The 25,137-nt window shown below is 36.7% G+C and carries 23 protein-coding genes and 2 tRNA genes; 13 read left to right on the plus strand and 12 right to left on the minus strand.

Annotated elements, in window-relative coordinates; translation table 11 throughout:
- Nucleotides 1–91: 91 nt before the first annotated feature.
- Nucleotides 92–1,681: a peptide chain release factor 3 gene (gene prfC / locus ACFSAV_RS09100; protein WP_379098787.1), complete on the plus strand. Its 1,590-nt coding sequence runs from the start codon at nucleotides 92–94 to the stop codon at nucleotides 1,679–1,681.
- A 243-nt stretch (nucleotides 1,682–1,924) separates the two neighbouring features.
- Nucleotides 1,925–2,404, plus strand: a complete 480-nt coding sequence (locus ACFSAV_RS09105) for a Dps family protein (protein WP_379098790.1) — start codon at nucleotides 1,925–1,927, stop codon at nucleotides 2,402–2,404.
- A 179-nt stretch (nucleotides 2,405–2,583) separates the two neighbouring features.
- Here ACFSAV_RS09105 and ACFSAV_RS09110 read toward each other — a convergent pair whose 3' ends face one another.
- From ACFSAV_RS09110 to ACFSAV_RS09130, 5 genes are all read right to left on the minus strand, one after another.
- Complete coding sequence (locus ACFSAV_RS09110; RefSeq protein WP_379098793.1) at nucleotides 2,584–5,448, minus strand: valine--tRNA ligase; 2,865 nt, start codon at nucleotides 5,446–5,448, stop codon at nucleotides 2,584–2,586.
- A gap of 114 nt (nucleotides 5,449–5,562) precedes the next feature.
- The gene (locus ACFSAV_RS09115) at nucleotides 5,563–5,736 is read right to left on the minus strand and encodes a hypothetical protein (RefSeq protein WP_167383050.1); all 174 of its coding nucleotides are present in this window, start codon (nucleotides 5,734–5,736) and stop codon (nucleotides 5,563–5,565) included.
- A 155-nt stretch (nucleotides 5,737–5,891) separates the two neighbouring features.
- Nucleotides 5,892–6,389, minus strand: coding sequence for a thiol peroxidase (gene tpx / locus ACFSAV_RS09120; protein ID WP_379098797.1), 498 nt, complete (start codon nucleotides 6,387–6,389; stop codon nucleotides 5,892–5,894).
- A 227-nt stretch (nucleotides 6,390–6,616) separates the two neighbouring features.
- Nucleotides 6,617–7,069: a DIP1984 family protein gene (locus ACFSAV_RS09125; RefSeq protein ID WP_101775917.1), complete on the minus strand. Its 453-nt coding sequence runs from the start codon at nucleotides 7,067–7,069 to the stop codon at nucleotides 6,617–6,619.
- A gap of 11 nt (nucleotides 7,070–7,080) precedes the next feature.
- On the minus strand, nucleotides 7,081–7,509 hold the full coding sequence (locus ACFSAV_RS09130; protein ID WP_101776015.1) for a DNA polymerase III subunit chi: 429 nt from the start codon (nucleotides 7,507–7,509) through the stop codon (nucleotides 7,081–7,083).
- A 238-nt stretch (nucleotides 7,510–7,747) separates the two neighbouring features.
- On the opposite strand from ACFSAV_RS09130, the gene fumC reads away from it, so the two are divergent.
- Together fumC and ACFSAV_RS09140 are read left to right on the plus strand one after the other, a co-directional pair.
- The gene (fumC, locus tag ACFSAV_RS09135; RefSeq protein ID WP_379098801.1) at nucleotides 7,748–9,142 is read left to right on the plus strand and encodes a class II fumarate hydratase; all 1,395 of its coding nucleotides are present in this window, start codon (nucleotides 7,748–7,750) and stop codon (nucleotides 9,140–9,142) included.
- Between the two features lie 97 nt (nucleotides 9,143–9,239).
- Nucleotides 9,240–9,860 (plus strand): hypothetical protein, encoded by a 621-nt coding sequence (locus ACFSAV_RS09140; RefSeq protein WP_101775915.1) that lies wholly within the window; start codon nucleotides 9,240–9,242, stop codon nucleotides 9,858–9,860.
- A 51-nt stretch (nucleotides 9,861–9,911) separates the two neighbouring features.
- Here the strand turns inward: ACFSAV_RS09140 and crr are convergent, their stop codons facing one another.
- The 4 genes from crr to rsgA form a co-directional block, all read right to left on the minus strand.
- Nucleotides 9,912–10,412: a PTS glucose transporter subunit IIA gene (gene crr / locus ACFSAV_RS09145; protein WP_379098805.1), complete on the minus strand. Its 501-nt coding sequence runs from the start codon at nucleotides 10,410–10,412 to the stop codon at nucleotides 9,912–9,914.
- Between the two features lie 58 nt (nucleotides 10,413–10,470).
- Nucleotides 10,471–12,198: a phosphoenolpyruvate-protein phosphotransferase PtsI gene (gene ptsI / locus ACFSAV_RS09150; protein ID WP_379098808.1), complete on the minus strand. Its 1,728-nt coding sequence runs from the start codon at nucleotides 12,196–12,198 to the stop codon at nucleotides 10,471–10,473.
- Between the two features lie 85 nt (nucleotides 12,199–12,283).
- Nucleotides 12,284–12,541, minus strand: a complete 258-nt coding sequence (gene ptsH, locus ACFSAV_RS09155) for a phosphocarrier protein Hpr (RefSeq protein ID WP_049215968.1) — start codon at nucleotides 12,539–12,541, stop codon at nucleotides 12,284–12,286.
- Nucleotides 12,542–12,765: 224 nt separating this feature from the next.
- Nucleotides 12,766–13,818: a small ribosomal subunit biogenesis GTPase RsgA gene (rsgA, locus tag ACFSAV_RS09160; protein ID WP_379098811.1), complete on the minus strand. Its 1,053-nt coding sequence runs from the start codon at nucleotides 13,816–13,818 to the stop codon at nucleotides 12,766–12,768.
- An 81-nt stretch (nucleotides 13,819–13,899) separates the two neighbouring features.
- Here rsgA and orn point away from each other — a divergent pair, with 81 nt between their 5' ends.
- From orn to hflX, 9 genes are all read left to right on the plus strand, one after another.
- Nucleotides 13,900–14,454 carry an oligoribonuclease gene (gene orn, locus ACFSAV_RS09165; RefSeq protein ID WP_379098814.1) on the plus strand — a complete coding sequence of 185 codons (555 nt, stop codon included), beginning with the start codon at nucleotides 13,900–13,902 and terminating at the stop codon, nucleotides 14,452–14,454.
- 255 nt (nucleotides 14,455–14,709) lie between these two features.
- A tRNA-Gly gene (locus tag ACFSAV_RS09170) sits at nucleotides 14,710–14,785 on the plus strand.
- A 23-nt stretch (nucleotides 14,786–14,808) separates the two neighbouring features.
- Nucleotides 14,809–14,884: transfer RNA gene (locus tag ACFSAV_RS09175), tRNA-Gly, on the plus strand.
- Nucleotides 14,885–15,044: 160 nt separating this feature from the next.
- On the plus strand, nucleotides 15,045–15,536 hold the full coding sequence (gene tsaE / locus ACFSAV_RS09180; RefSeq protein WP_379098817.1) for a tRNA (adenosine(37)-N6)-threonylcarbamoyltransferase complex ATPase subunit type 1 TsaE: 492 nt from the start codon (nucleotides 15,045–15,047) through the stop codon (nucleotides 15,534–15,536).
- A 4-nt stretch (nucleotides 15,537–15,540) separates the two neighbouring features.
- Nucleotides 15,541–16,779, plus strand: a complete 1,239-nt coding sequence (locus ACFSAV_RS09185) for an N-acetylmuramoyl-L-alanine amidase (protein WP_101775909.1) — start codon at nucleotides 15,541–15,543, stop codon at nucleotides 16,777–16,779.
- 3 nt (nucleotides 16,780–16,782) lie between these two features.
- Nucleotides 16,783–18,654, plus strand: a complete 1,872-nt coding sequence (gene mutL / locus ACFSAV_RS09190) for a DNA mismatch repair endonuclease MutL (protein WP_379098821.1) — start codon at nucleotides 16,783–16,785, stop codon at nucleotides 18,652–18,654.
- A gap of 4 nt (nucleotides 18,655–18,658) precedes the next feature.
- A complete protein-coding gene (gene miaA / locus ACFSAV_RS09195) occupies nucleotides 18,659–19,609 on the plus strand; it encodes a tRNA (adenosine(37)-N6)-dimethylallyltransferase MiaA (RefSeq protein WP_101775907.1) in 951 nt (316 codons plus the stop codon).
- A gap of 125 nt (nucleotides 19,610–19,734) precedes the next feature.
- On the plus strand, nucleotides 19,735–20,031 hold the full coding sequence (hfq, locus tag ACFSAV_RS09200) for an RNA chaperone Hfq (protein WP_101775906.1): 297 nt from the start codon (nucleotides 19,735–19,737) through the stop codon (nucleotides 20,029–20,031).
- 15 nt (nucleotides 20,032–20,046) lie between these two features.
- Nucleotides 20,047–21,426, plus strand: coding sequence for a ribosome rescue GTPase HflX (hflX, locus tag ACFSAV_RS09205; protein ID WP_379098826.1), 1,380 nt, complete (start codon nucleotides 20,047–20,049; stop codon nucleotides 21,424–21,426).
- A gap of 54 nt (nucleotides 21,427–21,480) precedes the next feature.
- On the opposite strand, the gene ACFSAV_RS09210 is transcribed toward hflX, so the two are convergent.
- The 3 genes from ACFSAV_RS09210 to ACFSAV_RS09220 all read right to left on the minus strand — a co-directional run bounded on the left by ACFSAV_RS09210 (nucleotide 21,481) and on the right by ACFSAV_RS09220 (nucleotide 25,034).
- Nucleotides 21,481–22,434: a sigma 54-interacting transcriptional regulator gene (locus ACFSAV_RS09210; protein ID WP_379098829.1), complete on the minus strand. Its 954-nt coding sequence runs from the start codon at nucleotides 22,432–22,434 to the stop codon at nucleotides 21,481–21,483.
- Between the two features lie 86 nt (nucleotides 22,435–22,520).
- On the minus strand, nucleotides 22,521–23,609 hold the full coding sequence (locus ACFSAV_RS09215) for a TIGR01620 family protein (RefSeq protein ID WP_379098832.1): 1,089 nt from the start codon (nucleotides 23,607–23,609) through the stop codon (nucleotides 22,521–22,523).
- Between the two features lie 18 nt (nucleotides 23,610–23,627).
- Nucleotides 23,628–25,034 carry a YcjX family GTP-binding protein gene (locus ACFSAV_RS09220; RefSeq protein WP_379098835.1) on the minus strand — a complete coding sequence of 469 codons (1,407 nt, stop codon included), beginning with the start codon at nucleotides 25,032–25,034 and terminating at the stop codon, nucleotides 23,628–23,630.
- Nucleotides 25,035–25,137 lie beyond the last annotated feature (103 nt).

A 25,137-nucleotide genomic window follows, 5' to 3' on the forward strand; every position in this document is an offset into this window, starting at 1 on the left:
TTTATTGATTGTATAAATAAATTTGAGAACAACGCCAAAATAAGCGAAAATAGCCCATTATTTTTTAACCTTATAAATGAATACACAAACAATGTCATTAAACGATTACCCACAACAAGTTAATAAACGTCGTACTTTTGCGATTATTTCCCACCCTGACGCGGGTAAAACCACTATCACAGAAAAAGTTCTACTCTATGGACAAGCTATTCAAACAGCAGGCTCTGTCAAAGGAAAAGGCTCAAGCGTACACGCCAAATCCGACTGGATGGAAATGGAAAAACAACGCGGTATTTCAATTACAACCTCTGTCATGCAATTTCCTTATAATGATTGTTTGGTCAATTTATTAGACACACCGGGACATGAAGACTTCTCAGAAGATACTTACCGCACGCTAACCGCTGTAGATAGCTGTTTAATGGTGATCGATAGTGCAAAAGGGGTTGAGGAGCGTACTATTAAATTGATGGAAGTTACCCGCTTACGTGATACACCAATTCTCACCTTTATGAACAAATTAGACCGTGATATTCGCGATCCAATGGAATTACTTGATGAAGTAGAAAGCGTACTTAATATTCATTGTGCACCAATCACTTGGCCAATAGGTTGTGGTAAATTATTCAAAGGGGTTTATCATTTATATAAAGATGAAACCTATTTATACCAAACGGGACAAGGGCATACAATTCAACAAGTACGTATAATTCAAGGCTTAAATAATCCAGAACTCGATTGCGCTGTTGGTGATGATTTAGCGCAGCAGCTACGCGATGAATTAGAACTCGTCCAAGGTGCCTCAAATGAATTTGATCTTGATGCATTTTTAAACGGTGAGTTAACCCCTGTTTTCTTTGGTACTGCATTAGGTAACTTTGGCGTAGATCACTTTCTAGACGGTCTGACACAATGGGCACCTGCACCACAAGCACGCCAAGCAGATAACCGTACAGTTGAAAGTTCAGAACAAAAGCTCACTGGCTTTGTCTTCAAAATTCAAGCCAACATGGATCCCAAACATCGCGACCGCGTCGCATTTATGCGCGTAGTATCAGGTAAATATGAGAAAGGTATGAAACTTCGCCATGTACGTATTGGCAAAGATGTCGTGATTTCTGATGCACTTACATTTATGGCAGGTGATCGTACTCATGCAGAAGAAGCTTATGCTGGTGATATTATTGGCTTACACAATCACGGTACGATTCAAATTGGTGATACATTCACACAAGGCGAAGATTTAAAATTCACTGGAATTCCAAACTTTGCGCCTGAATTATTCCGCCGTATTCGCCTAAAAGATCCGCTTAAACAAAAGCAGTTGTTAAAAGGCTTAGTCCAGCTTTCAGAGGAAGGTGCTGTACAAGTATTTCGTCCCTTAATGAATAATGATTTGATTGTAGGGGCAGTCGGTGTACTTCAGTTTGATGTCGTTGTTTCGCGTTTAAAATCGGAATATAACGTGGAAGCTATTTACGAAAATATCAATGTAGCGACTGCACGCTGGGTTGAATGTACTGATGCTAAAAAATTTGAAGAATTTAAACGTAAAAATGAACAAAATCTAGCACTAGATGGCGGCGATAACCTCACTTATATTGCACCAACAATGGTCAATTTAAATCTTGCGCAAGAACGTTATCCTGACGTACAGTTCTTCAAAACCAGAGAGCACTAAGTTATGCTAAAGTGCGGTTAAAAAATTTCTAAAATTTAAGCCGCACTTTTTGTACAAAATATCCTTTCAAAAAACAAGTATTAATTTATATTACCTATCAAAGTCATTATTACTAACAATTTCCGTTCTCTGCGAATAAGACGTATCATGTAGTTATATTGCTCATTTGATGAGCTTTGTCTTAACGACTTATCATCGTTATTTAAATAAAATTTTGATTTTTTGATTATTGGAGAAATACCTATGACAACAGCAATTGGTTTATGCGCGACTTCATCTGAAAAATTAGCTAATGAACTGAATAATTTATTAGCTAATTATCAGGTTTTTTATACCAATGTACGCGGCTATCACTGGAACATTAAAGGCGTTAATTTCTTTGAGTTACATGCAAAATTTGAAGAAATTTACAATGACTTAGTAGTTAAAGTGGATGAAATCGCTGAACGTATTCTTACTTTAGGTCATACACCAAACAATGCTTACAGCCAATACTTAAAAGTCGCAACTATTGCAGAACATATTGGTGTAAGTAGCGCACAAGAATGCTTAACTGGTACGCTAAAAGGTTTTAAAGAGTTATTAAAACAACAACGTACAATCTTAGAAATTGCTGGAGAAGCTGATGATGAAGGTACAGCTTCACAAATGAGTGATTATATTAAAGAGCAAGAAAAATTAATTTGGATGTTTACTGCAGCTTGCCAAAGTTGCAACGGATAAGCAAAAAAGTGCGGTTATTTTACCGCACTTTTCCATTAGGCATGGCAGAAAACGAAGATTTTCGTTTCATTAGCTAGGAGCAACCTTACTCTAAATTTTGGCGAGATTAACTAAACAGATGAAAAAATTAAAATAAAAAAATTGCAGCCAATTCAACACTGGCTGCAATTTTTCAATCATTATAGATTTTCAATCGCTTGATATTGCCCTTTTAGCTTCTCAAGACCTTCTTGATACTCACGCATTTTCTCACGCTCTTTCTCAATCACAGCAGGCGGTGCTTTAGCAACAAAAGCCTCATTTGATAACTTACTTTCAATACGCTTAACTTCACCAAGGTATTTCTCAATTTCTTTATTTAAACGAGCAAGTTCAGTTTCTTTATTGATAAATCCTGCCATTGGTACCAGTAATTCCATATTGTTAACCAATTTTGCAACAGAAAGCGGGGCATCTTCGTTTGCTTCAAGCACACGAATAGCATCTAACTTCGCCATAGCTTGAATTAAAGTGCGGTTGTTTTCCAAGCAATTTTGATCTGCTTTTGCAAGATTACGTAATAGTAGATCTAATCCTTTGCTTGGAGCAATATTACACTCAGCGCGAATATTACGTATTGCAACAATCACCTCTTTCATCCAGCTAATTTCTGCCTCTGCTTGATAATCTAGCGCGCTTTGCTCAAATATAGGGAATGCTTGTAACATAATGCTATCACCAGTGACACCTGCAAACGCTTTCACTTTCTGCCAAATTTCTTCTGTGATGAACGGCATCACTGGATGTGCTAAACGTAATAATTTTTCTAGCACATTAATTAAAGTTCGACTTGCACCACGTTTTTGTGCTGGACTACCATTAGCAAAAACAGGTTTAGTCAACTCTAGATACCAGTCACAGAATTGATTCCAAGTGAACTCATAAAGTGCCGTTGCACATAAATCGAAACGGAATTGTGCTAAAGCATTACGGAATGCTTCAACAGTGTGATTAAATTCCGATTGAATCCAACGATCTGCCACTGAATATTCTACTGAACCTTCGCTTAAATCTAACTTGTCATTCGTTAATACAAAACGACTCGCATTCCATAACTTATTACAGAAATTACGATAACCTTCTAAGCGTTTCATATCCCAATTAATATCACGCCCATTAGTAGCTAAAGCAGTTAAAGTAAAACGTAATGCATCAGTTCCATGTTCTGCGATGCCCTCAGGGAAAGCTTTAATTGTTGCTTTACTGATTTTTTCCGCCAATTGTGGCTGCATCATGTTACCAGTGCGCTTCTCTAATAGACTTTCAAGATCAATACCGTCAATCATGTCTAATGGATCGATAACGTTACCTTTTGACTTGGACATTTTTTGTCCTTGCTCATCACGAATCAAGCCTGTGACATACACTGTTTTAAATGGCACTTGTGGTTTGCCATTTTCATCTTTCACAAAATGCATCGTGAACATGATCATCCGTGCAACCCAGAAGAAAATAATATCAAACCCCGTAATCAACACATCTGTGGAATGGAACATTTTTAGATCTGGCGTTTGTTTTGGCCAGCCTAACGTTGAAAAGGTCCATAAACCTGATGAGAACCAAGTATCTAACACATCTTCGTCTTGTTTTAAGGTTAAATCTTCAGGTAAATTGTGTTTTATACGAGCTTCTTCTTCACTACGAGCGACATAAATATTGCCTTGCTCATCATACCAAGCTGGAATACGATGTCCCCACCATAATTGACGAGAAATACACCAATCTTGGATATCACGCATCCAAGAAAAATACAAATTCTCATACTGCTTTGGTACAAATTGAATTTCGCCTTCTTCTACCACTTTTATCGCCACTTCTGCAAGCGGTTTTACGCTCACATACCATTGATCAGTTAACATGGGTTCAATTGGCACACCGCCACGATCGCCATAAGGTACCTTTAAATCATGTGGTTTAATCTCATCCAATAAACCAAGTACTTCAAAATCAGCGACGATTTGCTTACGAGCAGCAAAACGTTCCATACCTTGATATTTGGTCGGAATAAGTGCGGTGTAATTCTCAAGAATTTTACCATCTGAACCAATGATCTCAGCTTCAGAGCGAATATCTGCATTCAGCGTCATCACATTCACCATCGGCAGTTGATGACGTTTACCCACTTCATAGTCGTTAAAGTCATGAGCTGGCGTAATTTTTACTACACCAGTCCCAAATTCACGATCAACATACTCATCAGCAATGATTGGAATTTCACGATCAGCTAATGGTAATACTACAGTTTTCCCAATTAAAGATTGGTAGCGTTCATCTTCTGGGTGCACCGCTACTGCAGTATCTCCCAACATAGTTTCAGGGCGAGTAGTCGCCACGACTAAATAATCTTTACCATCTGCGGTTTTCACACCGTTGGCTAATGGATAACGGAAATGCCAAAGTGAACCTTTACTTTCTTTATTTTCTACTTCAAGATCAGAAATTGCGGTATGTAATTTGGGATCCCAATTTACTAAGCGTTTACCACGATAAATCAATCCTTCTTCGTGTAAACGGACAAACACTTCTTTTACTGCATCAGATAAACCTTGATCCATAGTAAAACGTTCACGATCCCAATCAATTGAATTACCTAAGCGGCGCATTTGTTGACTAATTGTACCACCAGAATAAGCTTTCCAATCCCAAATTTTATTAATGAAAGCTTCACGCCCATAATCGTGGCGCGTTTTACCCTCTTCTGCAGCAATTTTGCGTTCAACAACCATTTGCGTTGCAATTCCGGCATGGTCTGTCCCAGTTTGCCACAAGGTATTATGTCCTTCCATCCGATTAAAACGAATCAAAATGTCCATCAACGTTTGTTGGAAAGCATGCCCCATATGCAAACTGCCTGTTACGTTTGGTGGTGGGATAGCAATAGAATAACTTGGTTTTGAAGCATCTTCTGACGGTTTAAAATAACCACTTTCTTCCCAATGTTTATACAGGGTCTGTTCAACTGCAGATGGCGTAAAACGATCTGCCATTTCGAAGTTTTTTGTCATTATATTTCTCTGTGTATGTAAATTTACTTTAAACTATTTCGTTTTTTAGTTTTAAGCATAAGCATAAAATACTCGTGCTATTAATAAGCATTAATATAATCTCTAGACCCACTATTACCAAAAAAGAAATAAATCAAATTCTTTCATAAAATCAATAAAATAGCGATTTAAAGATGCCTTTAATCTAAACCAAAGCAGATCAAAATTACTTCTATCTATTTGTTGGAAAGTAAAAAAACTTCCCCCCACAAGTGCCGCAATTTTTAACCAAGAAAAACGCATTTCCATAGGCTTACTCCTGTTTTAGTTTTTTATAAAATGATTTTTAATTCATCTTCAAGTAACTATGTTAATCGCGTCAATATTCATCAAGAATACAAATGTGATCAATTGAACTACTCAAAGTGTATTTTCATATTTCAATTAACTACAACTAGACATGCTTATAAAACAGCTAAAGCCGCTTCATATTTGGGTTCTTGCTTAATTTCTGGTACTAATTCACTGTGTAATACAGTATTATTTTCATCTAATACAATCACTGCACGCGCGGTTAAACCCGCTAATGGGCCTTCTATAATATCCACGCCTAACTGTTTATGTACATCTTTATAACGAAAAGTAGACAATGTGATAACATTTTCAATCCCTTCAGCACCACAAAAACGTGCTTGTGCAAATGGCAAATCTGCAGAAAGACATAATACCACTGTATTTTCTAAATGAGCCGCTTGTTCATTAAACTTACGTACCGATGTCGCACAAATACCAGTATCAATACTTGGAAAAAGATTTAGCACTTTACGCTTACCAGCAAAACTAGATAATGTAATGTTTTCTAATTTTGCATTGACTGTAGTGAAATCAGCAACATTTTCATGCGATTGTGGAAAATGACCTGATACTTCAATCTCGCTGCCTGCTAATGTAATTTTACTCATACGCTTTTCCTTTATTTATTCAATCTGATTGCTTAGATTAATTCCCCTATCCCACCCTTTTATTCAGATCAACACGTGGTAGTCACAATACAATTTGCGTTATACACATTCACTTATACGGAGCAAAAGTAGTTCAGAAAAATGAACTGCTCTTCGTTCCCATAGTGTGTGTTTTGTGTTCGCTTCTGAATAAAATACCTAAAAAATTGACCGCACTTTAAGCTCAATTAAAGACCATACTGCCAATTTGCTTGTTGCACTAAAATATCTAACTCGCGGTGCTGTTTTGCTAAATCATCTGCTTGTTTACGGATTACTTTAATATCAACAGATGAAAGCATTTTAATTTCACTACGGCTATAACGATCTTGTTCTGGTAAAGCTGCTTCTGCTAATTTAATAAGAGCAGAATGTTCATCTTTCAAACGATCTCGTTTCGCTAGAGCCTCAACCATTTTCATACCATTTGATAATGTAATCTGATTATTTGCTAGATTAATTTGCACAACTAATTTTTCTAAACTGTCTGCAACTTGGCGATATTCCATCAACAGTTCTATCGGGTTTTCTGCAGGTTTCTCGCCTTCTTGATACTTTGCATTTTGCTGCAAACGCTGATTAAGTTGTGCTAAACGACGCTGTGCATCGGCGCGTTGCATAAGGGCTTCAGCTAATTTCATCTTTTCTCCCTTTATTTCATCTGCTCTGTTGATAATTGCCAACCAAGCTGTCTAAGTTGCTTATAACGTTCGCGTGCTAAGACTTTCAGACTTTCTTCCGTTGGAACAAAATCAATAAGCTGATTAAAACTTCCAACATAATCTGGTACTGTCACTTGCAAATTGATCAATAAATCTCGTCGCTGTGCGTTACGCTTCCCCTTCCAACTAATTTCAATTGGGGTTGCATAAGTCGTGACTTCACCAGACAAATTATGGGGCACAAACTCATCAGCATCTCGTGCCCAAAGTGCTTCATCAATATCTAATGCTTGCTGTTCCGTTTCACAGGCGATTAATACTCGTTTGCCTAAACGCCATGCTGAAGCAGCTAAATCACAAGCTATTTTTTCGACATAGGAGTCAGTTCCTAACAAGTAAAATTGCGCATTTTTAAACATCGGCATATAAATCCTTTATTAAAGGTATAACTGGAAGATTTTAACGAAAAAGCATGTGAAGATAAAGCAATTGCTGCTTTTCAACTTGGCTTTTTCAAAACTTTTATAAAACTGACCGCACTTTATGATCTAAATCACAAAACCAAGTTTTGCTTGCGGCATAGCATTCCACAAATAACGCTCAAGTGTTAGAATTTCAGCATTAATTTTCTTATATTTTTTAACAAGAGGTAACACTATGACATTTCGTATCGAAAAAGACACTATGGGTGAAGTTCAAGTGCCAGCAGATAAATATTGGGCGGCTCAAACAGAACGTTCACGCAATAATTTCAAAATTGGTCCTGAAGCCTCAATGCCACAAGAAATTATTGAAGCCTTTGGTTATTTAAAAAAAGCGGCAGCCTATGCTAACCATGATTTAGGTGTTTTACCTGTCGAAAAACGTGATTTAATCGCCCAAGCTTGTGATGAAATTTTAGCTAATAAACTAAATGATCAATTCCCACTCGTGATTTGGCAAACAGGTTCAGGTACCCAATCAAATATGAATCTCAATGAAGTCATTTCTAACCGCGCTCACGTTTTAAACGGCGGCAAGTTAGGTGAAAAATCTATCATTCATCCAAATGATGATGTCAACAAATCTCAATCTTCAAATGATACTTATCCAACTGCAATGCACATTGCAGCTTATAAAAAAGTCGTTGAGGTCACGATTCCTTGTGTAGAACGCTTACAAAAAACTTTCGCGCAAAAAGCAGAAGCATTTAAAGATGTCGTGAAAATTGGTCGAACTCACTTAATGGATGCAACGCCACTCACACTAGGGCAAGAATTCAGTGCTTATGCTGCACAATTAGATTTTGGTCTGCGTGCATTAAAAAATACATTACCTCATTTAGCGCAATTAGCTTTAGGTGGTACCGCTGTTGGTACAGGGTTAAATACACCAAAAGGCTATGATGTCAAAGTTGCTGACTATATCGCTCAATTTACAGGTTTGCCATTTATTACTGCAGAAAATAAATTCGAAGCACTGGCGACGCATGATGCAGTTGTTGAAACACACGGCGCCTTAAAACAACTTGCGGTATCTTTATACAAAATCGCAAACGATATTCGTTTATTAGCTTCTGGTCCACGCTCTGGCATTGGTGAAATCTTAATCCCTGAAAATGAACCAGGTTCATCTATTATGCCTGGTAAAGTCAACCCAACTCAATGTGAAGCTATGACAATGGTTTGTGCACAAGTATTAGGCAATGACACCACAATCTCTTTTGCTGGCACACAAGGTCACTTCCAGTTGAATGTATTCAAACCAGTAATGGCATATAACTTCTTACAATCTGCGCAACTCCTTGCCGATGCTTGTGTGTCATTCGATGAACATTGCGCAATAGGTATTGAACCTAACTATCCTCGCATCAAGAAACAACTTGATGACTCTTTAATGTTAGTTACTGCACTTAATACTCATATCGGCTATGAAAATGCCGCTAAAATTGCTAAAACAGCACATAAAAATGGAACAACATTAAAAGAAGAAGCAATTAATCTAGGTCTAGTGACGGCAGAACAATTTGATAAATGGGTTCGTCCAGAAGACATGGTTGGTAGCTTAAAATAAGTCAATAAATTTCTAATGAAGGCGAACGTAAAGTTCGCCTTTTTTTTATTTGTTTTGTTATAATCAGCGCCAATTATATGTTTATGGCGAGTTTATAATGAAACTTAATGCATTAATATTTTCAATTTTGTGCTTATTTTCAACAACACTTTCAGCACAATGGCTGAATGTGGGAAAAGCTGATTATAATTGGGGTCCTTTCCATGTTTATACGATTAGCCTTTACACCGAAACTGGACATTATGAAGAAAACTTACGCCCATTAATGTTAACATTTAACTATGCCAAACCAATTGAAGGCAAAAATTTTGCAATTAGCCTAGTCAAAGAAATAGATAATTTAAAGCTTAAGGATATTGACGGCAAACAATACCTCGTTATGCTCAAAGAGATTTTTCCTGATATCTCCCCAAATGATGTCTTAAATTATATCGCACTTGAAGACCGTGGCTATTTTGTACTCAATGACACCATTTTAGATAAAGAGTTCGATACCCAATTTACCCAAGCATTAATTGCAATTTGGCTATCGCCGAATACGAACTTTCCTAAACTACAACCTAAATTATTAGGTGATGAAAAACAGGAAGCAAGTGATGAAAAAGCACCAAATTCAACGCCTAAAATAGCTCCACTGACCGAAGATTCAGCAAATCCAGAATTACCCCCCAATTATCAATTAGAAAATAGAAACAATGAATTTTCACAATTAAAATAAAAAAGTCTGCCTTAATTATAAGACAGACTTTTAATCAGAAAACTTCAAAGATTATTTTTTTAATACTAAGACGACTGATTCACCAGCAACAACTTCGCCTGTTTTCTTCTCAATATTACTAATTTCATCCATATTCGAAATGACAACAGGAGTAAGTACAGATTTCGCTTTTGCTTCAAGTACTTCTAAGTCAAATTCAATTACAGTATCGCCACGCTTAACTGTTTGACCTTCTTGCGCAATACGTTTAAATCCTTCGCCTTTTAATTCAACAGTATCAATACCAAAGTGAACGAATAATTCTACGCCATCTTTTGATTCCATTGAGAATGCATGATTAGTTTCAAAGATTTTACCAATCACACCATCAACAGGTGCAACCATTTTATTACCCGTTGGACGAACAGCAATACCATCCCCAACAATTTTCTCAGAAAAAACAACATCTGGTACATCTTCAATATTTACAATCTCACCAGAAAGCGGAGCAAAAATTTCCACTTCAACGGCTTTTTTGTCTTTTGAACCAAATAATTTGTCGAATAAACCCATTTTAGTCTCCTACTAAGTAAATGCGTTTATATTTTAGCGTAAAATTTTGAGCTTGTATCTAATTTAATGCTTTTTCAGCTAAAAAATCTTCTACTAATTGTTCAATTTCAGCGGCTGTTGGCTGCTGTAACGCTTTAGCGGCTAACGCCTTGGCATCTGCATAATCAACATTGCGAATCAATTTTTTAATACGTGGTACAGAAATAGCACTCATACTAAATTCATCAAGCCCCATACCTAGCAATAAAATTGTGGCTTTTTCATCACCTGCTAATTCACCACACATTCCTGTCCACTTACCCTCTGCATGTGACGCGTCAATCACTTGTTTAATTAAATTTAACACCGATGGTGACATAGGATTATATAGATGGGAGATTAATTCATTACCACGATCTACCGCTAAAGTATATTGCGTTAAATCATTTGTACCAATACTAAAGAAATCAACTTCTTTTGCTAAGAATTTTGCGTTAACTGCTGCCGCTGGTGTTTCCACCATCACACCAATTTGAATTTCTTCATCAAAGGCTTTACCTTCATTACGTAATTCTTGTTTTAATGTATCAATGACTGCTTTTAATTCACGAATTTCTTCAACAGAAATAATCATTGGGAACATAACCGCTAACTTACCAAACGCCGAAGCTCGTAGAACTGCTCTTAATTGCGCATGCAAAATCTCACGACGGTCTAATGCGATACGTACTGCTCGCCAGCCTAAAAATGGGTTCATTTCTTTTGGTAAGTTCAAGTAAGGCAGCTCTTTATCTCCCCCAATATCCATCGTACGTAACACAACGAGGCGCCCATTCATTGCTTCTACTACTTCTTTATACGCAATAAATTGTTCTTCTTCAGTTGGGAGTTGGTCACGATCCATAAATAAAAATTCTGTACGATATAAACCAACACCTTCAGCACCATTACGATCCGCACCTTCTACATCACGAATCGTACCAATATTGGCAACAACATCAACACGATGCCCATCCAACGTTAATGCTGGCAAATCTTTTAATTTGGCTAACTCAGCTTTTTCTTCTGCTAGTTTTTGCTCTAATGTTTTTAAACGTGTAATTTCTTGCTGCGAAGGGTTAACATAAACTGCATTATTTACAGCATCAAGAATTAGGTAATCACCTGTATTCACCAGCTCTGTGATATTATTTGTACCAACAATAGCTGGAAGCTCCAAAGAACGTGCCATAATCGAAGTATGTGATGTTCTACCACCAATATCGGTAATAAAACCTAACACTTTCTCTAAATTTAACTGTGCTGTTTCAGAAGGCGTTAAATCATAAGCAACTAAAATCGCTTCTTCATTAATATCACCCAAATCAACAATATGCATACCTAAAATATTTTTAATCAGACGATTACCAATATCACGGATATCACCAGCACGCTCTCTTAAATATTCATCATCAATTTCCGAAAGCATAGTCACTTGCTGATCAATAATCTTACTTGCGGCAACGCCTGCATTCACTTTATTTGTCCGTAAATAGTCGATGATTTCTTCTTCTAATTCTTCATCTTCTAAAATCATTAAGTGACCTTCAAAAATTGCTGCTTTCTCTTCACCTAATGTTTTTTCTGCACGGTCTCGAATTGCACTGAGTTGCTCAACAGCCGCTTCACGCCCTTGATAAAAACGCGCTATCTCAGATTCAATCTGAGTCTCACTGATTTTTCGCATATCAAGTACAATTTTTTCTTCTTTAAGCACTAATGCTTTACCAAAAACAATACCTGGTGAAGCTGGAATTCCTGAAATCATATATAACCCTTCCGAAATATATTAAATTTGATGATAAAAAGAAAAATAATAGCCATAATGTTTATCACATTATGGCTAACAACAATTATTCTAATGTTGGGATAAGCGCGACTAAATGCTCCACCGCTTTTTGCTCATCCTCACCTTCAGCTGAAATTGTAATAACCGTACCTTGTGTTAATGCTAAAGTTTGTAATTTAAACAAACTCTTCGCACTTGCACTTTTACCCGCTGAAGTGACAGTAATATCAGAAGCGAATGCTTTTGCTTCTTTCACAAACTGCGCTGCAGGACGAGTGTGTAATCCATTTGGTGCAATAATTTCAACTTCTTTTGAGTACATGATTTTTTCCTCTAAACAAAATAATTAAAGTAAAATAAGCAATAAATGATCACTTGCTCATTTTTTGCATATTACATTTATTTTTCAATAAAAAATAAATATGTAGGTAGTATCAATCTTAGAAACCAAATAATCAAGGTGAATCAAATAAAAACTTGAGGCAGATCACAAAAAAACACTCAAAAAGAGTGTTTTTTAGTCCTTCATTAACATTCAATTAACGACTATGAGTCTAGCGTAAAATGACGTTGTGATTTCGTTTCATTGAGACTAGCAATAAGACGATGGTAATTATCAAAACGCACCGAATGAATCTTTCCTGATGCCACCGCTTCACGTAATGCGCAGCCCGGATCAGATAAATGTTTACAATCTCGAAATTTACACGTGCCTAAAAAATATTGGAATTCGCGATATCCTTTAGTGATTTGTTCTTGTTCTAAATGCCATAAGCCAAACTCACGAATCCCTGGAGAATCAATTAAATTACCTCCTTGAGGAAGATGATATAAGCGAGAAGATGTAGTAGTATGTTGCCCTAATCCTGAATTCTCACTGATATCGCCGGTTTGCGCATTAACGTTAGGTAAAATATGATTAATTAAGCTTGATTTCCCCACACCAGATTGTCCAACAAAAATTGAAGTGCCTTCAGACAAAAGTGCGGTCAGTTTTTCCATATTTTCGCCTGATTGTGCTGATAAGATGAGGGTTTGATAACCAATCTGCTGATAAACTTTCAATTGTTCTTCAACTTGTTGGCGCTCTAACTCAGTCAATAAATCCGCTTTATTTACCACAATTACTGCTGGAATATTTGCGGTTTCACAGATAACTAAATAACGATCAATAATATTTAAAGATAATGTAGGTAATACCGCAGAGACAATAATGATACGATCAATATTTGCGGCGATCACTTTTAAACCATCATAATAATCAGGACGCGCAATTTCATTTTGACGCGGTTTGATCGCCTCAATAACACCACTGACACCTTGTAATTGCGCATTCCCTTTCCGCCAAACAACTTGATCACCCACTACAACATTAGCTAAAGTGCGCCGTAAATTACAACGAAAAATCTCACCATGAATGTCTTCGACATCCACATGAATCGAATAACGTGTGACAATCACCCCATCTTGTGATTCGCTTAACATATCATCTTGCCATTCAACTTCTTTCTTTTCTTTACGTTGATGACGATGTAATGCTTTTACATTTTTTGATTGAATACGGCGTTTTTGATTCTGCGTTAATTTACGTTTACTCAATGGCTTATCCCTAAAAGTGCGGTCGTTTTTTCACAAATTTTCCGCTAAAATACAGAAAAAATATTTTTATAGGATAACATTATGCAATTAGATAAACAAAATCTCATTTGGATCGATCTAGAAATGACAGGCTTAGATCCTGAAAGAGAACGTATTATAGAAATTGCGACAATTGTAACAGATAAAAACCTCAATATTTTAGCCGAAGGGCCTGTTTTGGCGATTCACCAACCTGATGAGCTGTTAGCTAAAATGAGTGAATGGTGTACAAAAACACATACAGCAAATGGTTTAATTGAACGTGTTAAAAATAGCCGCCTCACTGAACGTGCAGCTGAATTACAAACAATAGACTTTTTAAAAAAATGGGTACCCAAAGGCGCGTCACCTATCTGTGGTAATAGCATTTCGCAAGACAAGCGCTTCTTATTTAAATATATGCCTGAGCTTGCAGAGTATTTTCATTATCGCCACCTAGATGTCAGTACATTAAAAGAGCTAGCATCACGTTGGAAACCAGAAGTACTTAACACTTTTCAAAAGAAAAATACCCACCTTGCATTAGACGATATCCGAGAATCAATTGCTGAATTAGCTCACTATCGCGAACACTTTATTAAATTAGAGGAAAAATGATAAAGACTATCCTGATGAAAAAATTGATGTTGCTTTTCAAGTTGGCAGTGTTTCACTTGCAATAATGCTCGTAGAAAAGATGAAAATAGTACAACGTATTAAATAAAATAGGGGGATTATGACAATGTCCTCTTTTTTGGCATATCGTTGAATATCTAAGCAAAGCGACTTTTTTCTGCATTTTACACTTGCACCCTTAAAAATTTTTCGTATAATACCGCCCTATCGCTATTAATCAGCGTTAAATTCTGTGATGCGGGAATAGCTCAGTTGGTAGAGCACGACCTTGCCAAGGTCGGGGTCGCGAGTTCGAGCCTCGTTTCCCGCTCCAATCACAATATTCAATCTTTCAATGCGGGAATAGCTCAGTTGGTAGAGCACGACCTTGCCAAGGTCGGGGTCGCGAGTTCGAGCCTCGTTTCCCGCTCCAAAATCACTTTATTCTTGACTGTAAATTTCATTATTTATTGCGCTTTTATCTTTCTTTTTATTAAAGAAAATACGCTTTTAGGCTATGTTATCCAATAAAAGTGCGGTACAATTCTGGGCTATTTTAAAATGTAATTTAATGGTAAACAAAGCATAAACTCATGACTAATGTATCTTGCTATTCCCAGTATATCCCTGATGAAAATGCAATGTGCCAATTTGGCGCTCAACTTGTCAGTGTCATCAATGAGCTTAATACACAAAAAGCAATTACTTTCTATTTAAATGGGGATTTAGGTACAGGCAAAACCACTTTAAGTCGTGGAATCATTCAAGCGTTAGGTCATCACGGTAATGTAAAAAGCCCAACTTATACTTTAGTTGAAGAATATCATTTACCAAATAAAACAGTTTATCATTTTGATTTATACCGTTTAAGTGATCCCGAAGAGCTTGAGTTCATGGGCATTCGTGATTATTTCAATAATAATTGCTTGTGCTTAATAGAATGGGCAGAAAAAGGGCAAGGTTTACTTGCCGAAGCTGATTTACTCGTCAATATTATCTATGCGGATAGTGCTCGTAATATTGAATTAATAGCAAACACGACACTAGGCGAACAAATTATTGCCAAGTTAACACAAACAACGTAATACGATGAAAAAGCATAATTTTATTTTATTTTTCTTAGCTATTTCCTTTTTTATTTCAATACCATCATTTGCCAATAATTTATGGATTATTGCAATTGATCCTGGTCACGGTGGTACCGATCCCGGTGCAATTAGCCGTAATTTAAAAATGTATGAAAAAAATGTGACGTTATCCATTGCCAGAGAATTAAAAGTGTTACTTGATAAAGATCCGAATTTTCGTGGTGTCCTGACTCGAACTGGCGATTACTTTATTTCTGTGCCTAAACGTTCTGAAATTGCCCGCAAGCATAAAGCTAATTTACTCGTTTCTATCCATGCAGATTCTAATTTATCACCTAATTTACGCGGTGCATCTGTTTGGGTGTTGTCAAATCGCCGAGCGAACAGTGAGATGGGACAATGGCTAGAAGATCACGAAAAACGTTCAGAACTACTCGGTGGTGCAGGTACGGTACTTTCTTCACATAATGAAAAATACTTAGATCAAACGGTACTCGATTTACAATTTGGTCATAGCCAACGTGTTGGTTATGAATTAGGTTCAATTGTGTTAAAACGCTTTGCTAAAATTACAACTTTAAATCGTAGTACACCACAGCATGCCAGTTTAGGTGTATTACGTTCACCAGATATTCCTTCAATTTTGGTAGAAACAGGTTTTTTATCAAATACTGATGAAGAAAAAAAACTAAGCACTTTAGCTTATCGCAAGAAAGTCGCTTATATGATTTATGAAAGTTTAGTGGAATACCGCAAAAAAACTGTTGTCAATGAGCCTAAAACACCAGCTAAAACGGCAGCTGCAAAAATGACTGAAAACAAATTAGCTGTTACTGATAGTGGTATTCGTCATAAAGTCAAATCAGGTGAAACGTTAAATGGTATTGCTAAAAAATATGGTGTAAAAATGAGCGATCTTATCGCATTAAATCGATTAAAACGTCGTGAATTATGGATTGGTGAAACATTAAAAATTCCAAGTGACGCAAAAACACCAAGTAAATCTGATAAAACAAGCAACAAAGTCGTTGAAACAAAAACTGAGCCTCCTACGCAAGGCAGCACAGATACTCAAGCAATAAACACGAATATACCGAAATATCATACAGTGACGAAAGGACAAACTTTGTATGCTATTGCACGAAAATATAATATTCCGCCAGCACAGTTATTGAAATTAAACCCTAATTTAAAAAATGGAAAAGTCCTGACTGGACAAAAAATTAAATTAAGAGACTAACCTATGCCGATTCAAGTTCTCCCTGCGCAATTAGCTAACCAAATCGCTGCTGGCGAAGTGGTAGAACGTCCTGCTTCAGTAGTAAAGGAGCTGGTAGAAAATAGCTTAGATGCAGGTGCAACACGTATTCAAATTGATATTGAAAATGGCGGTAGGACACTAATTCGCATTCGTGACAATGGTATCGGTATTCCCAAAGCCGAATTATCTCTTGCACTTGCACGCCACGCTACGAGTAAAATCAGTAGGTTAGCAGATCTGGACACAATTTTAAGCTTGGGGTTCCGTGGTGAAGCATTAGCCAGTATTAGTTCTATTTCTCGCTTAACACTGACCTCACGTACTGCCGAACAAAATGAAGCTTGGCAAGTTTATGCACAAGGGCGAGAAATGGAAACAACTATTAAACCCGCTTCACATCCAGTAGGCACTACTGTTGAAGTAGCCAACTTATTTTTTAATACACCTGCACGCCGAAAATTTTTACGCACAGATAAAACTGAATTTGCGCATATTGATGAAGTTATTCGTCGGATTGCTCTTGCTAAACCCAATATTACTTTTAGCCTAACTCATAATGGAAAAACGTTGCGCCAATATAAAAGTGCACAGGATGATGTACAAAAATTGAAACGTGTTGCTGCAATTTGTGGCGATGATTTTGTACAAAATGCACTGCAAATTGACTGGAAACATGATGATTTGCATTTATCGGGCTGGGTAGCTCTACCCCGCTTCACACGAGCACAAAATGATTTAAATTATTGTTATATCAACGGTCGTATGGTACGTGATAAAATCATCAATCATGCCATTCGACAAGCTTATGCAAACTATTTGACACCTGAACAATACCCTGCTTTTGTCTTATTTATTGATTTAAATCCTAATGAAGTTGATGTTAATGTTCACCCAACTAAGCATGAAGTCCGTTTCCATCAGCAACGCTTAATTCATGATTTTATTTGCCAAGGCATAATTACTGCCCTCAGTTCTGAACAGGTCAAAACGACACAATCTGAATTAAGCTTTACGACAACTACGCAAAATAATCAAGTACAAGAACCAACACCGCATTGGGCTCACTCAATGCAGATTAAACCGAATCGAGCTGCTGCTGGGCAGAATATCTTTGCCCCTACTTATACTCCTGCGTATTACACGCAGTCAAATAATAGTAAACTGAGTGAAAATCGATCGCACTTTACACCTAAGTTCCATCAACAACAAATCACTAAAACAGAACGACAAGCATACAACGAGCTATTGGATTCAACGAAGGCTGATAATATCACAAGTACAGCACCAATCCCTAAGACTGTAGTAACACAAACAGAACATACAGCAAGCCAAGTTTTAAAAACTCTAGCCTTAGTGGAAGAAAAAGCGTTGCTACTACAGCAACATCAGCAATTTTATTTGTTGTCATTAACAAAACTACAACAGTTAAAAATAGCGCTTTCATTGCAACAAAAGCAAGTCGCGCAACAACCGTTGCTCATCCCTGTGGTTTTTCGTTTAAATGAAACTCAGCTTACACATTGGCTACAACAAAAACACTTTTTTATACAAACGGGCTTTGAATTTAATGAAAATCTCCCGCAACAACGCATTACGTTGATTCGCGTACCTACTTGCTTACGTCAACAAAATTTACAAAAATGTGTAATTGCTTTGTTATCACAATCTCTCAGTGAATTCTCCCTATTTTTGACCGAACTTTGTACAACAGTAACATTACCTCCCATCAATGTATTTGCTGATGCAGTAAATTTACTTACCGAAACAGAACAATTAGTCAGTCATCAACAGGTAAATACATTGTCTGATTTGTTAGTCCCTATTTATTGGCAACCTTATTTAGAGCAGATTTAATTAAATGTCTTTAACAAAACCAACTGCGATTTTTTTAATGGGCCCAACTGCTTCTGGTAAAACTGATTTAGCGATTAAATTACGTCAAATATTGCCAGTAGAAGTAATCAGTGTCGATTCTGCTTTAATTTATAAAGGAATGGATATTGGAACAGCTAAACCAAATGCTGAAGAGTTAGCTTTAGCCCCTCACCGCTTGATTGATATTTGTGATCCTGCAGAAAGCTATTCTGCGGCGCATTTTCGTCAAGATGCGCTACGTGAAATGGAACAAATTATTAAACAAGGCAAGATTCCATTACTTGTCGGCGGTACTATGCTGTATTACAAAGCATTAATTGAAGGATTATCTCCCCTCCCTTCTGCTGATGAAAGCATACGTGCTGAAATTGAAAGAAAAGCGCAACAATTAGGTTGGTCAACTTTACATCAAGAATTAGTGCAAATCGATCCCATTGCAGCACAGCGTATTAACCCAAATGATTCGCAGCGTATTAACCGAGCACTAGAGGTTTTTTATCTCACAGGCAAGACGTTGACTGCGCTTACTGAACAAAAAGGCGATATGTTGCCATACCATATTCTGCAATTCGCAATCACTCCAAAAGATCGCAAAATACTCCATGATCGCATAGCGATACGCTTTAATAAAATGATTGAGCTAGGCTTCCAACAAGAAGTCGAAAAGCTCTATCAACGTAGCGATTTACACCCTGATTTACCTGCTATCCGCTGTGTAGGTTACCGCCAAATGTGGGAATATTTACGCGGAGACTACTCTCATGAAGAAATGATTTTCCGTGGTATTTGTGCCACACGCCAACTTGCAAAGCGTCAAATTACTTGGCTTCGCGGTTGGAAATATCCAATTGAATGGTTAGATAGCTTAGAAATAGAAAAAGCAAAACAAAACATCATCAATTCGCTTAATAGCATTGATTATTCTCTGCGCTAAAAATAATTACGGTTCAATGATGACAATAAATTGATTTATTGTTATATTGGCATTTGGAGGGAAGACAGAATCACCTGTATTCGGTTTTTTATATTCATTTTTATTTATACAAGAAGGAAAGAAAAATGGCAAAAGGACAATCTTTACAAGATCCTTATTTAAATGCGTTACGTCGTGAACGTATTCCTGTATCAATTTACTTAGTAAACGGTATCAAATTACAGGGTCAAATTGAATCTTTTGATCAGTTTGTGATTTTATTGAAAAATACAGTTAATCAAATGGTGTATAAACATGCTATTTCGACTGTTGTCCCTGCACGTTCTGTATCTCATCATAATAATAACAATAATTCTAATCAGCAGAATTATCAGCAAGCTCAAGAGCAACAAGCTGAAGTAAACGCAGAAAAAACTGAATAATCACAAGTTGAATTAATGTTAAATAAATCAATTTCAAGTGCGGTAGATTTTAATCCAAAATCCACCGCACTTTCTTATCCAAAAACGCCATCAGAACAATTACTTAGTAATGAACATACTATTGCTGATCAAGCAATTATTGTGCATTGTTTTTTATCACAACAACATAACGATGATGAGCTGACTGAATTTCGCTTACTGGCTCAATCTGCTAACGTAGAGATTCTTTCTATCATCACAACGACACGCGCAACACCGCAAGCAAAATATTTTGTTGGACAAGGCAAAGCTGAAGAGATTGCAGATGCGGCCAGAGAATATAATGCTGATGTTGTATTAGTGAATCATAGCTTAACACCAGCCCAAACACGAAATTTAGAAACCCTTTGTCAGTGCCGAGTGGTGGATCGTACAGGACTCATTTTAGATATCTTTGCACAACGTGCTCGCTCACATGAAGGCAAACTACAAGTTGAATTAGCACAACTCAAACATTTGTCAACACGCTTAGTTCGCCGTAAAACAGGTTTGGATCAACAAAAAGGAGCAGTTGGCTTGCGTGGTCCCGGTGAAACACAATTAGAAACAGATCGCCGTTTAATTAAAGTGCGCATGGCACAATTGCAAAACCGTTTAGCAAAAGTAGAAAAGCAACGCAATCAAAATCGCCAAACACGCCAAAAAGCAGATATTCCAACCATTTCATTAGTCGGTTATACTAATGCGGGTAAATCAACTTTATTTAATCTGATGACTCAAGCAAATGTCTATGCAGCAGATCAGCTTTTTGCCACACTTGATCCAACATTACGCCGCTTACAAATCCAAGACGTCGGTACGACTATTTTAGCGGATACTGTTGGTTTTATTCGCCACTTACCCCATGATCTTATTTCAGCTTTCAAATCAACGTTGCAAGAAACAACTGAAGCATCACTTTTACTACATGTTACTGATTGCGCAGATCCACGTAAACTAGAAAATATTGAAGCTGTTGAAGCTGTATTAAAAGAAATCAATGCACATAATATTCCTACTTTATTCGTCTATAACAAGATTGATCAAGTAGAGGAAATACAACCGCATATTGAATATGATCATGAAAATAGACCAAGTGCGGTCTATATTTCAGCAAATTCAGGACAAGGTCTAGATTTACTGTTCAATGCCATTAGAGAGCGGCTAAAAAGTGACATTTTAACTTTATCCCTGACACTACCTCTTTATAGCGGTAAAATTCGCCATCACTTATACCAATTGAATTGTATTCAGGAAGAAAAAATGAGTGAGCAGGGTGAATTTCTCTTACAAGTTCAAATTAGTAAAGTCGAATGGCTAAAATTAGTTAAGCAATTTACTGAGCTAGAAACTTTCGTAAATTCGACCGCACTTTAACTAAACGAGCAAACCATTAACATAAGGGCAAACACTATCATTTGCCCTTATCGCTTATTTACTAATTCCATATTGCCTTAATTTATTCGCAATCGCTGTGTGTGAAACACCTAAGCGCATGGCTAATTTTCTTGTACTTGGATATTGCTCGTAAAATTTTCGTAACACACTAGCTTCAAATTTATTCATGATTTGCTCCAGCGTTTCGTTGCCAAATTGCTCTAGTGTCACTGGCACAATTTCCTGCTCGACTAAATTCAGACCAGCAATTGTCAATTCATCATTATCAATTAAACTGCAAGCACGGTATAAAGCGTTATGTAATTCTCTGACATTGCCGCTCCACGGATAACCCTGTAGATATTGAATAAACTTCTCATCAAAATGTGGCTTAGCTATCCCTAATTGTTCACTAATTTGTGCTATAAAAAGATTAACTAAATCAGGTAAATCTTCTTTACGTTCACGTAATGGTGGAATATTCAGTGTTAACACATTAAGTCGATGGAATAAATCACTACGCATTTTTCCTTCATCTACATAATGTTGTAAAGGCACTTGTGAAGTACAAATCACACGCACATTAGCATAATGCTCCTGTTCTTCACCCACACGTCGAAAAGTGCCGTCATTTAAAAAGCGTAACAACTTTGCCTGTAATTCAAGTGATAATTCAGCAATACTATCAAGTAATACTGTTCCACCATTGGCATATTCAAAAAAGCCGACATACTCTTTATCGTTATCGCGACGCCCAAACATCTCGCTTTCAGCATCTTGATTTGGTAAGCCCGCACAATTCACTGCAATAAATTTATTTTGACAGCGAGACCCCGCAAGGTGACAAGCTTTAGCAATCAAATCTTTCCCTGTTCCTGTTTCACCTTGAATTAACAACGGGGCATCACTTGCCGCAAATTTAATCGCTTGCGTAAGTAAATTTTCCATTTTAGGGCTTTTAGCAATAATATCGGCAAATGCAGCATTATTTATTTTATTCAAGGACATATTTTTTCTCTATCAAACATAAATGCCTTTATCATAACACCAAAGCTGTAAAGATTGAAGAAAGCATGGAAAGAAAAATTTACACTTTAAATTTTTTGTTTTTCTTTAGTTTTCCTTGAAGAAAAAATTGTAGTTTTTAAATGACTCAATAAAGTTTGTTGAATATGTCGTAAACGCGGCGTTTCATCTTGTTGAAACGCCAAAGGGCGACAAAACTCCATTGTTTTGATGCCTAAACGTGCAGTTAACAAACCAACTCCGATCCCTTGCGCCGCACGAGCTGATAATTTAGCAGTAAGATCTTGCGACAGCCAATCCATTCCAATATCTTGCACAACTTCTGTCGCGCCAGCAAAAGCAATATTGAATAACACCATCTTTAATAAACGTAATCGACTCCAATACCCCAGTTCAATACCATAAAGTTGTGCAATTTGATTAACTAGACGTATATTACGCCAAGATAGGAAAAACATATCAACAATTGCCAATGGACTAATTGTCACAATCACAGCAGCTTCTACTGCACTTTTACTAATCAGTTTTTTTGCTTGTTTATCAAAGGGTTGTAGTACTGTTTGACTGAACAAATAAGCTATCTCTTGTGCAGAATGTCCATCTTGAATTTGCTGCTGCCATAAAACTAACGTTGGATCTTGTGAAGATAATTTCAACATTTTTGCCATAGATAAACAAAGTTGTTTGGCTTGTTCATGTTTATCTGCTGAAAAATTTTGCTCAAAACTGACCGCACTTTCCAATAACAATTGTTGGCTTTGCTGCTGTAAATCCGCTCTCTGCTTTAATCTGAATAAACGCAGCCACTCACGACCAATGGCAGATACGCCAAGTAGTACAACAAAACAAACTACTAACGAAAAAACAAAGTAAATCCATTGATTTTGTCGCCAAGTATCCACTAACCATTGAACTGATTGTGCAATAGTAGCAATAAGAAATAATAATGCCGTTAACCCCAGTCCCTTTTTCCACCAACTTGATTTTGGCGTAACAATATGCTCAAACTGTTGATCCAATAACTCCCCTTCTACAACTAATGGATCAGCATTATCAATTTCAATATCTACTTCTTGCTCAACAAATTCACGTTTAGGTGAAAATTGCTGCATAAAATCAGCCTGCTCTGTTTCTGTAAAAATTCGTTTTTCACTCATTTTTTTATTGCTCTATATTTAAAATTTATCACCTAATAAAAACTGCAATACGGAATCCATACGCAAGTGCGGTATATTTTCCCCTAATGTCAATTGTTGTGGCTCAAATTGATCAAACTCAAATTGTTGATTTTGCCAAAATTCTGGCTTTGGTAATTTACTTGGTACAGAACCTGGATAAATGGTGACTTTTTGTCTATCACTTGAACGCAAACCTCTTAATGCTTTAAAACTCTGCCCATTTTGGTTAACGACTACTTGCTGTGTCGCACGAATGGCGGCTATTGCTGTATATTCGGTATGAATCCCTTCATATTCCACATGGCGTCCACCTTCTTGTACTAACTGACGCAGCAAACTTACCAAATTCGGTAATTGATCGCTGGTAATGTGATCGGCTTTAGTGGCAATAAACATCAGTTTATCAATACGTGGGGAAAATAAACGATTAAGTAAAGTGCGTTTACCGTAATGAAAATTTTTAAATAATTGCTGCAGCCCTTCTTGCATATCAACAAAAGCTTGATGGCTATGATTTAATGGCGTTAAACAATCTGCCAAAATCACCTGACGATCAAAAGTAGAAAAATAGTCTTGATAAAATTTCTTTACTACATGTTGGCGATAATATTCATAGCGTTGGGTCAATACAGCAAAATAACTGTTCGCTTTTTTCTCATTTTTTAGCTGTTGCCACTCAGCCTCATTTAAATGAATAAGCGGAAAAAATTGTAACGCAGGTGCACCTTCTAATTCCCCAGGTAAAACAAAACGTCCCGGTTGAATAAAATATAGCCCTTGTTGCTTACAAGCTAATAAATAATCAGTATAGTCTTGCGCTAACTGTGCTAAAACATCTTCATCTGCAATCTCAGTTAAATCTAGTTTTTTAACTTTAGCTAGCCATGTTTTAGCAAATTCTGCTCGTCGATGCAGAGTAATACATTGTGTTTCTTGCGACCATTGCTGATAGTTCAAGTCTAATAAAGGTAAATCTAACAACCATTCGCCTGGATAATCGAAAACATCAATATAAAGTGTCGTTTTTTCTTTCAAATGACGCATTAAACCACTATGGCGCTGATAACGAATTGCTAATCGAGTTTCACTTACTCCTCGAGTAGATTGAGGCCAAACAGGAGGCTGCTGCATTAATGACTTTAAATTTGCATCATAATCAAAACGAGGAATGCTCAGATTTAACTGCGGCACACGTTTTACTGCAATAATAGATTGATTTCGTGCTGGTTCAAATAATGGAAGGTGCTGGTTATCTACACGATTAATATGTAACAATTGATTAATTAAACTGGTAATAAATGCAGTTTTTCCACTACGACTCAGTCCAGTAACCGCAATACGTAAAGTGCGGTCAAAACCACGATTAATTATTTCATTTACTTCTTTTTGCAGATAATTCAACATATTAGTGTTCTTTTATAAATTTAAATATAACTAAATTCAAGATAACGTAGAAATCTTAATTTTTCCTTAAAACATCTCTTGCTCAATTCACTTCGAGGCAAAA

The sequence above is a fragment of the Pasteurella oralis genome, from assembly GCF_042681465.1.
Lineage (GTDB): Bacteria > Pseudomonadota > Gammaproteobacteria > Enterobacterales > Pasteurellaceae > Pasteurella > Pasteurella oralis.

Bases quoted from the DNA above. Each gene is read 5' to 3' on its own strand.
- ACFSAV_RS09210 (WP_379098829.1), bottom strand. From the start codon at position 22,434: ATGTCCTTGAATAAAATAAATAATGCTGCATTTGCCGATATTATTGCT.
- ACFSAV_RS09220 (WP_379098835.1), bottom strand. From the start codon at position 25,034: ATGTTGAATTATCTGCAAAAAGAAGTAAATGAAATAATTAATCGTGGT.
- ptsH (WP_049215968.1), bottom strand. From the start codon at position 12,541: ATGTACTCAAAAGAAGTTGAAATTATTGCACCAAATGGATTACACACT.
- fumC (WP_379098801.1), top strand. From the start codon at position 7,748: ATGACATTTCGTATCGAAAAAGACACTATGGGTGAAGTTCAAGTGCCA.
- ACFSAV_RS09130 (WP_101776015.1), bottom strand. From the start codon at position 7,509: ATGTTTAAAAATGCGCAATTTTACTTGTTAGGAACTGACTCCTATGTC.
- hfq (WP_101775906.1), top strand. From the start codon at position 19,735: ATGGCAAAAGGACAATCTTTACAAGATCCTTATTTAAATGCGTTACGT.
- crr (WP_379098805.1), bottom strand. From the start codon at position 10,412: ATGGGTTTATTCGACAAATTATTTGGTTCAAAAGACAAAAAAGCCGTT.
- ACFSAV_RS09215 (WP_379098832.1), bottom strand. From the start codon at position 23,609: ATGAGTGAAAAACGAATTTTTACAGAAACAGAGCAGGCTGATTTTATG.
- miaA (WP_101775907.1), top strand. From the start codon at position 18,659: ATGTCTTTAACAAAACCAACTGCGATTTTTTTAATGGGCCCAACTGCT.
- ACFSAV_RS09140 (WP_101775915.1), top strand. From the start codon at position 9,240: ATGAAACTTAATGCATTAATATTTTCAATTTTGTGCTTATTTTCAACA.
- prfC (WP_379098787.1), top strand. From the start codon at position 92: ATGTCATTAAACGATTACCCACAACAAGTTAATAAACGTCGTACTTTT.
- orn (WP_379098814.1), top strand. From the start codon at position 13,900: ATGCAATTAGATAAACAAAATCTCATTTGGATCGATCTAGAAATGACA.
- ptsI (WP_379098808.1), bottom strand. From the start codon at position 12,198: ATGATTTCAGGAATTCCAGCTTCACCAGGTATTGTTTTTGGTAAAGCA.
- ACFSAV_RS09105 (WP_379098790.1), top strand. From the start codon at position 1,925: ATGACAACAGCAATTGGTTTATGCGCGACTTCATCTGAAAAATTAGCT.
- ACFSAV_RS09115 (WP_167383050.1), bottom strand. From the start codon at position 5,736: ATGGAAATGCGTTTTTCTTGGTTAAAAATTGCGGCACTTGTGGGGGGA.
- hflX (WP_379098826.1), top strand. From the start codon at position 20,047: ATGTTAAATAAATCAATTTCAAGTGCGGTAGATTTTAATCCAAAATCC.
- ACFSAV_RS09110 (WP_379098793.1), bottom strand. From the start codon at position 5,448: ATGACAAAAAACTTCGAAATGGCAGATCGTTTTACGCCATCTGCAGTT.
- ACFSAV_RS09185 (WP_101775909.1), top strand. From the start codon at position 15,541: ATGAAAAAGCATAATTTTATTTTATTTTTCTTAGCTATTTCCTTTTTT.
- tsaE (WP_379098817.1), top strand. From the start codon at position 15,045: ATGACTAATGTATCTTGCTATTCCCAGTATATCCCTGATGAAAATGCA.
- ACFSAV_RS09125 (WP_101775917.1), bottom strand. From the start codon at position 7,069: ATGAAATTAGCTGAAGCCCTTATGCAACGCGCCGATGCACAGCGTCGT.
- tpx (WP_379098797.1), bottom strand. From the start codon at position 6,389: ATGAGTAAAATTACATTAGCAGGCAGCGAGATTGAAGTATCAGGTCAT.
- mutL (WP_379098821.1), top strand. From the start codon at position 16,783: ATGCCGATTCAAGTTCTCCCTGCGCAATTAGCTAACCAAATCGCTGCT.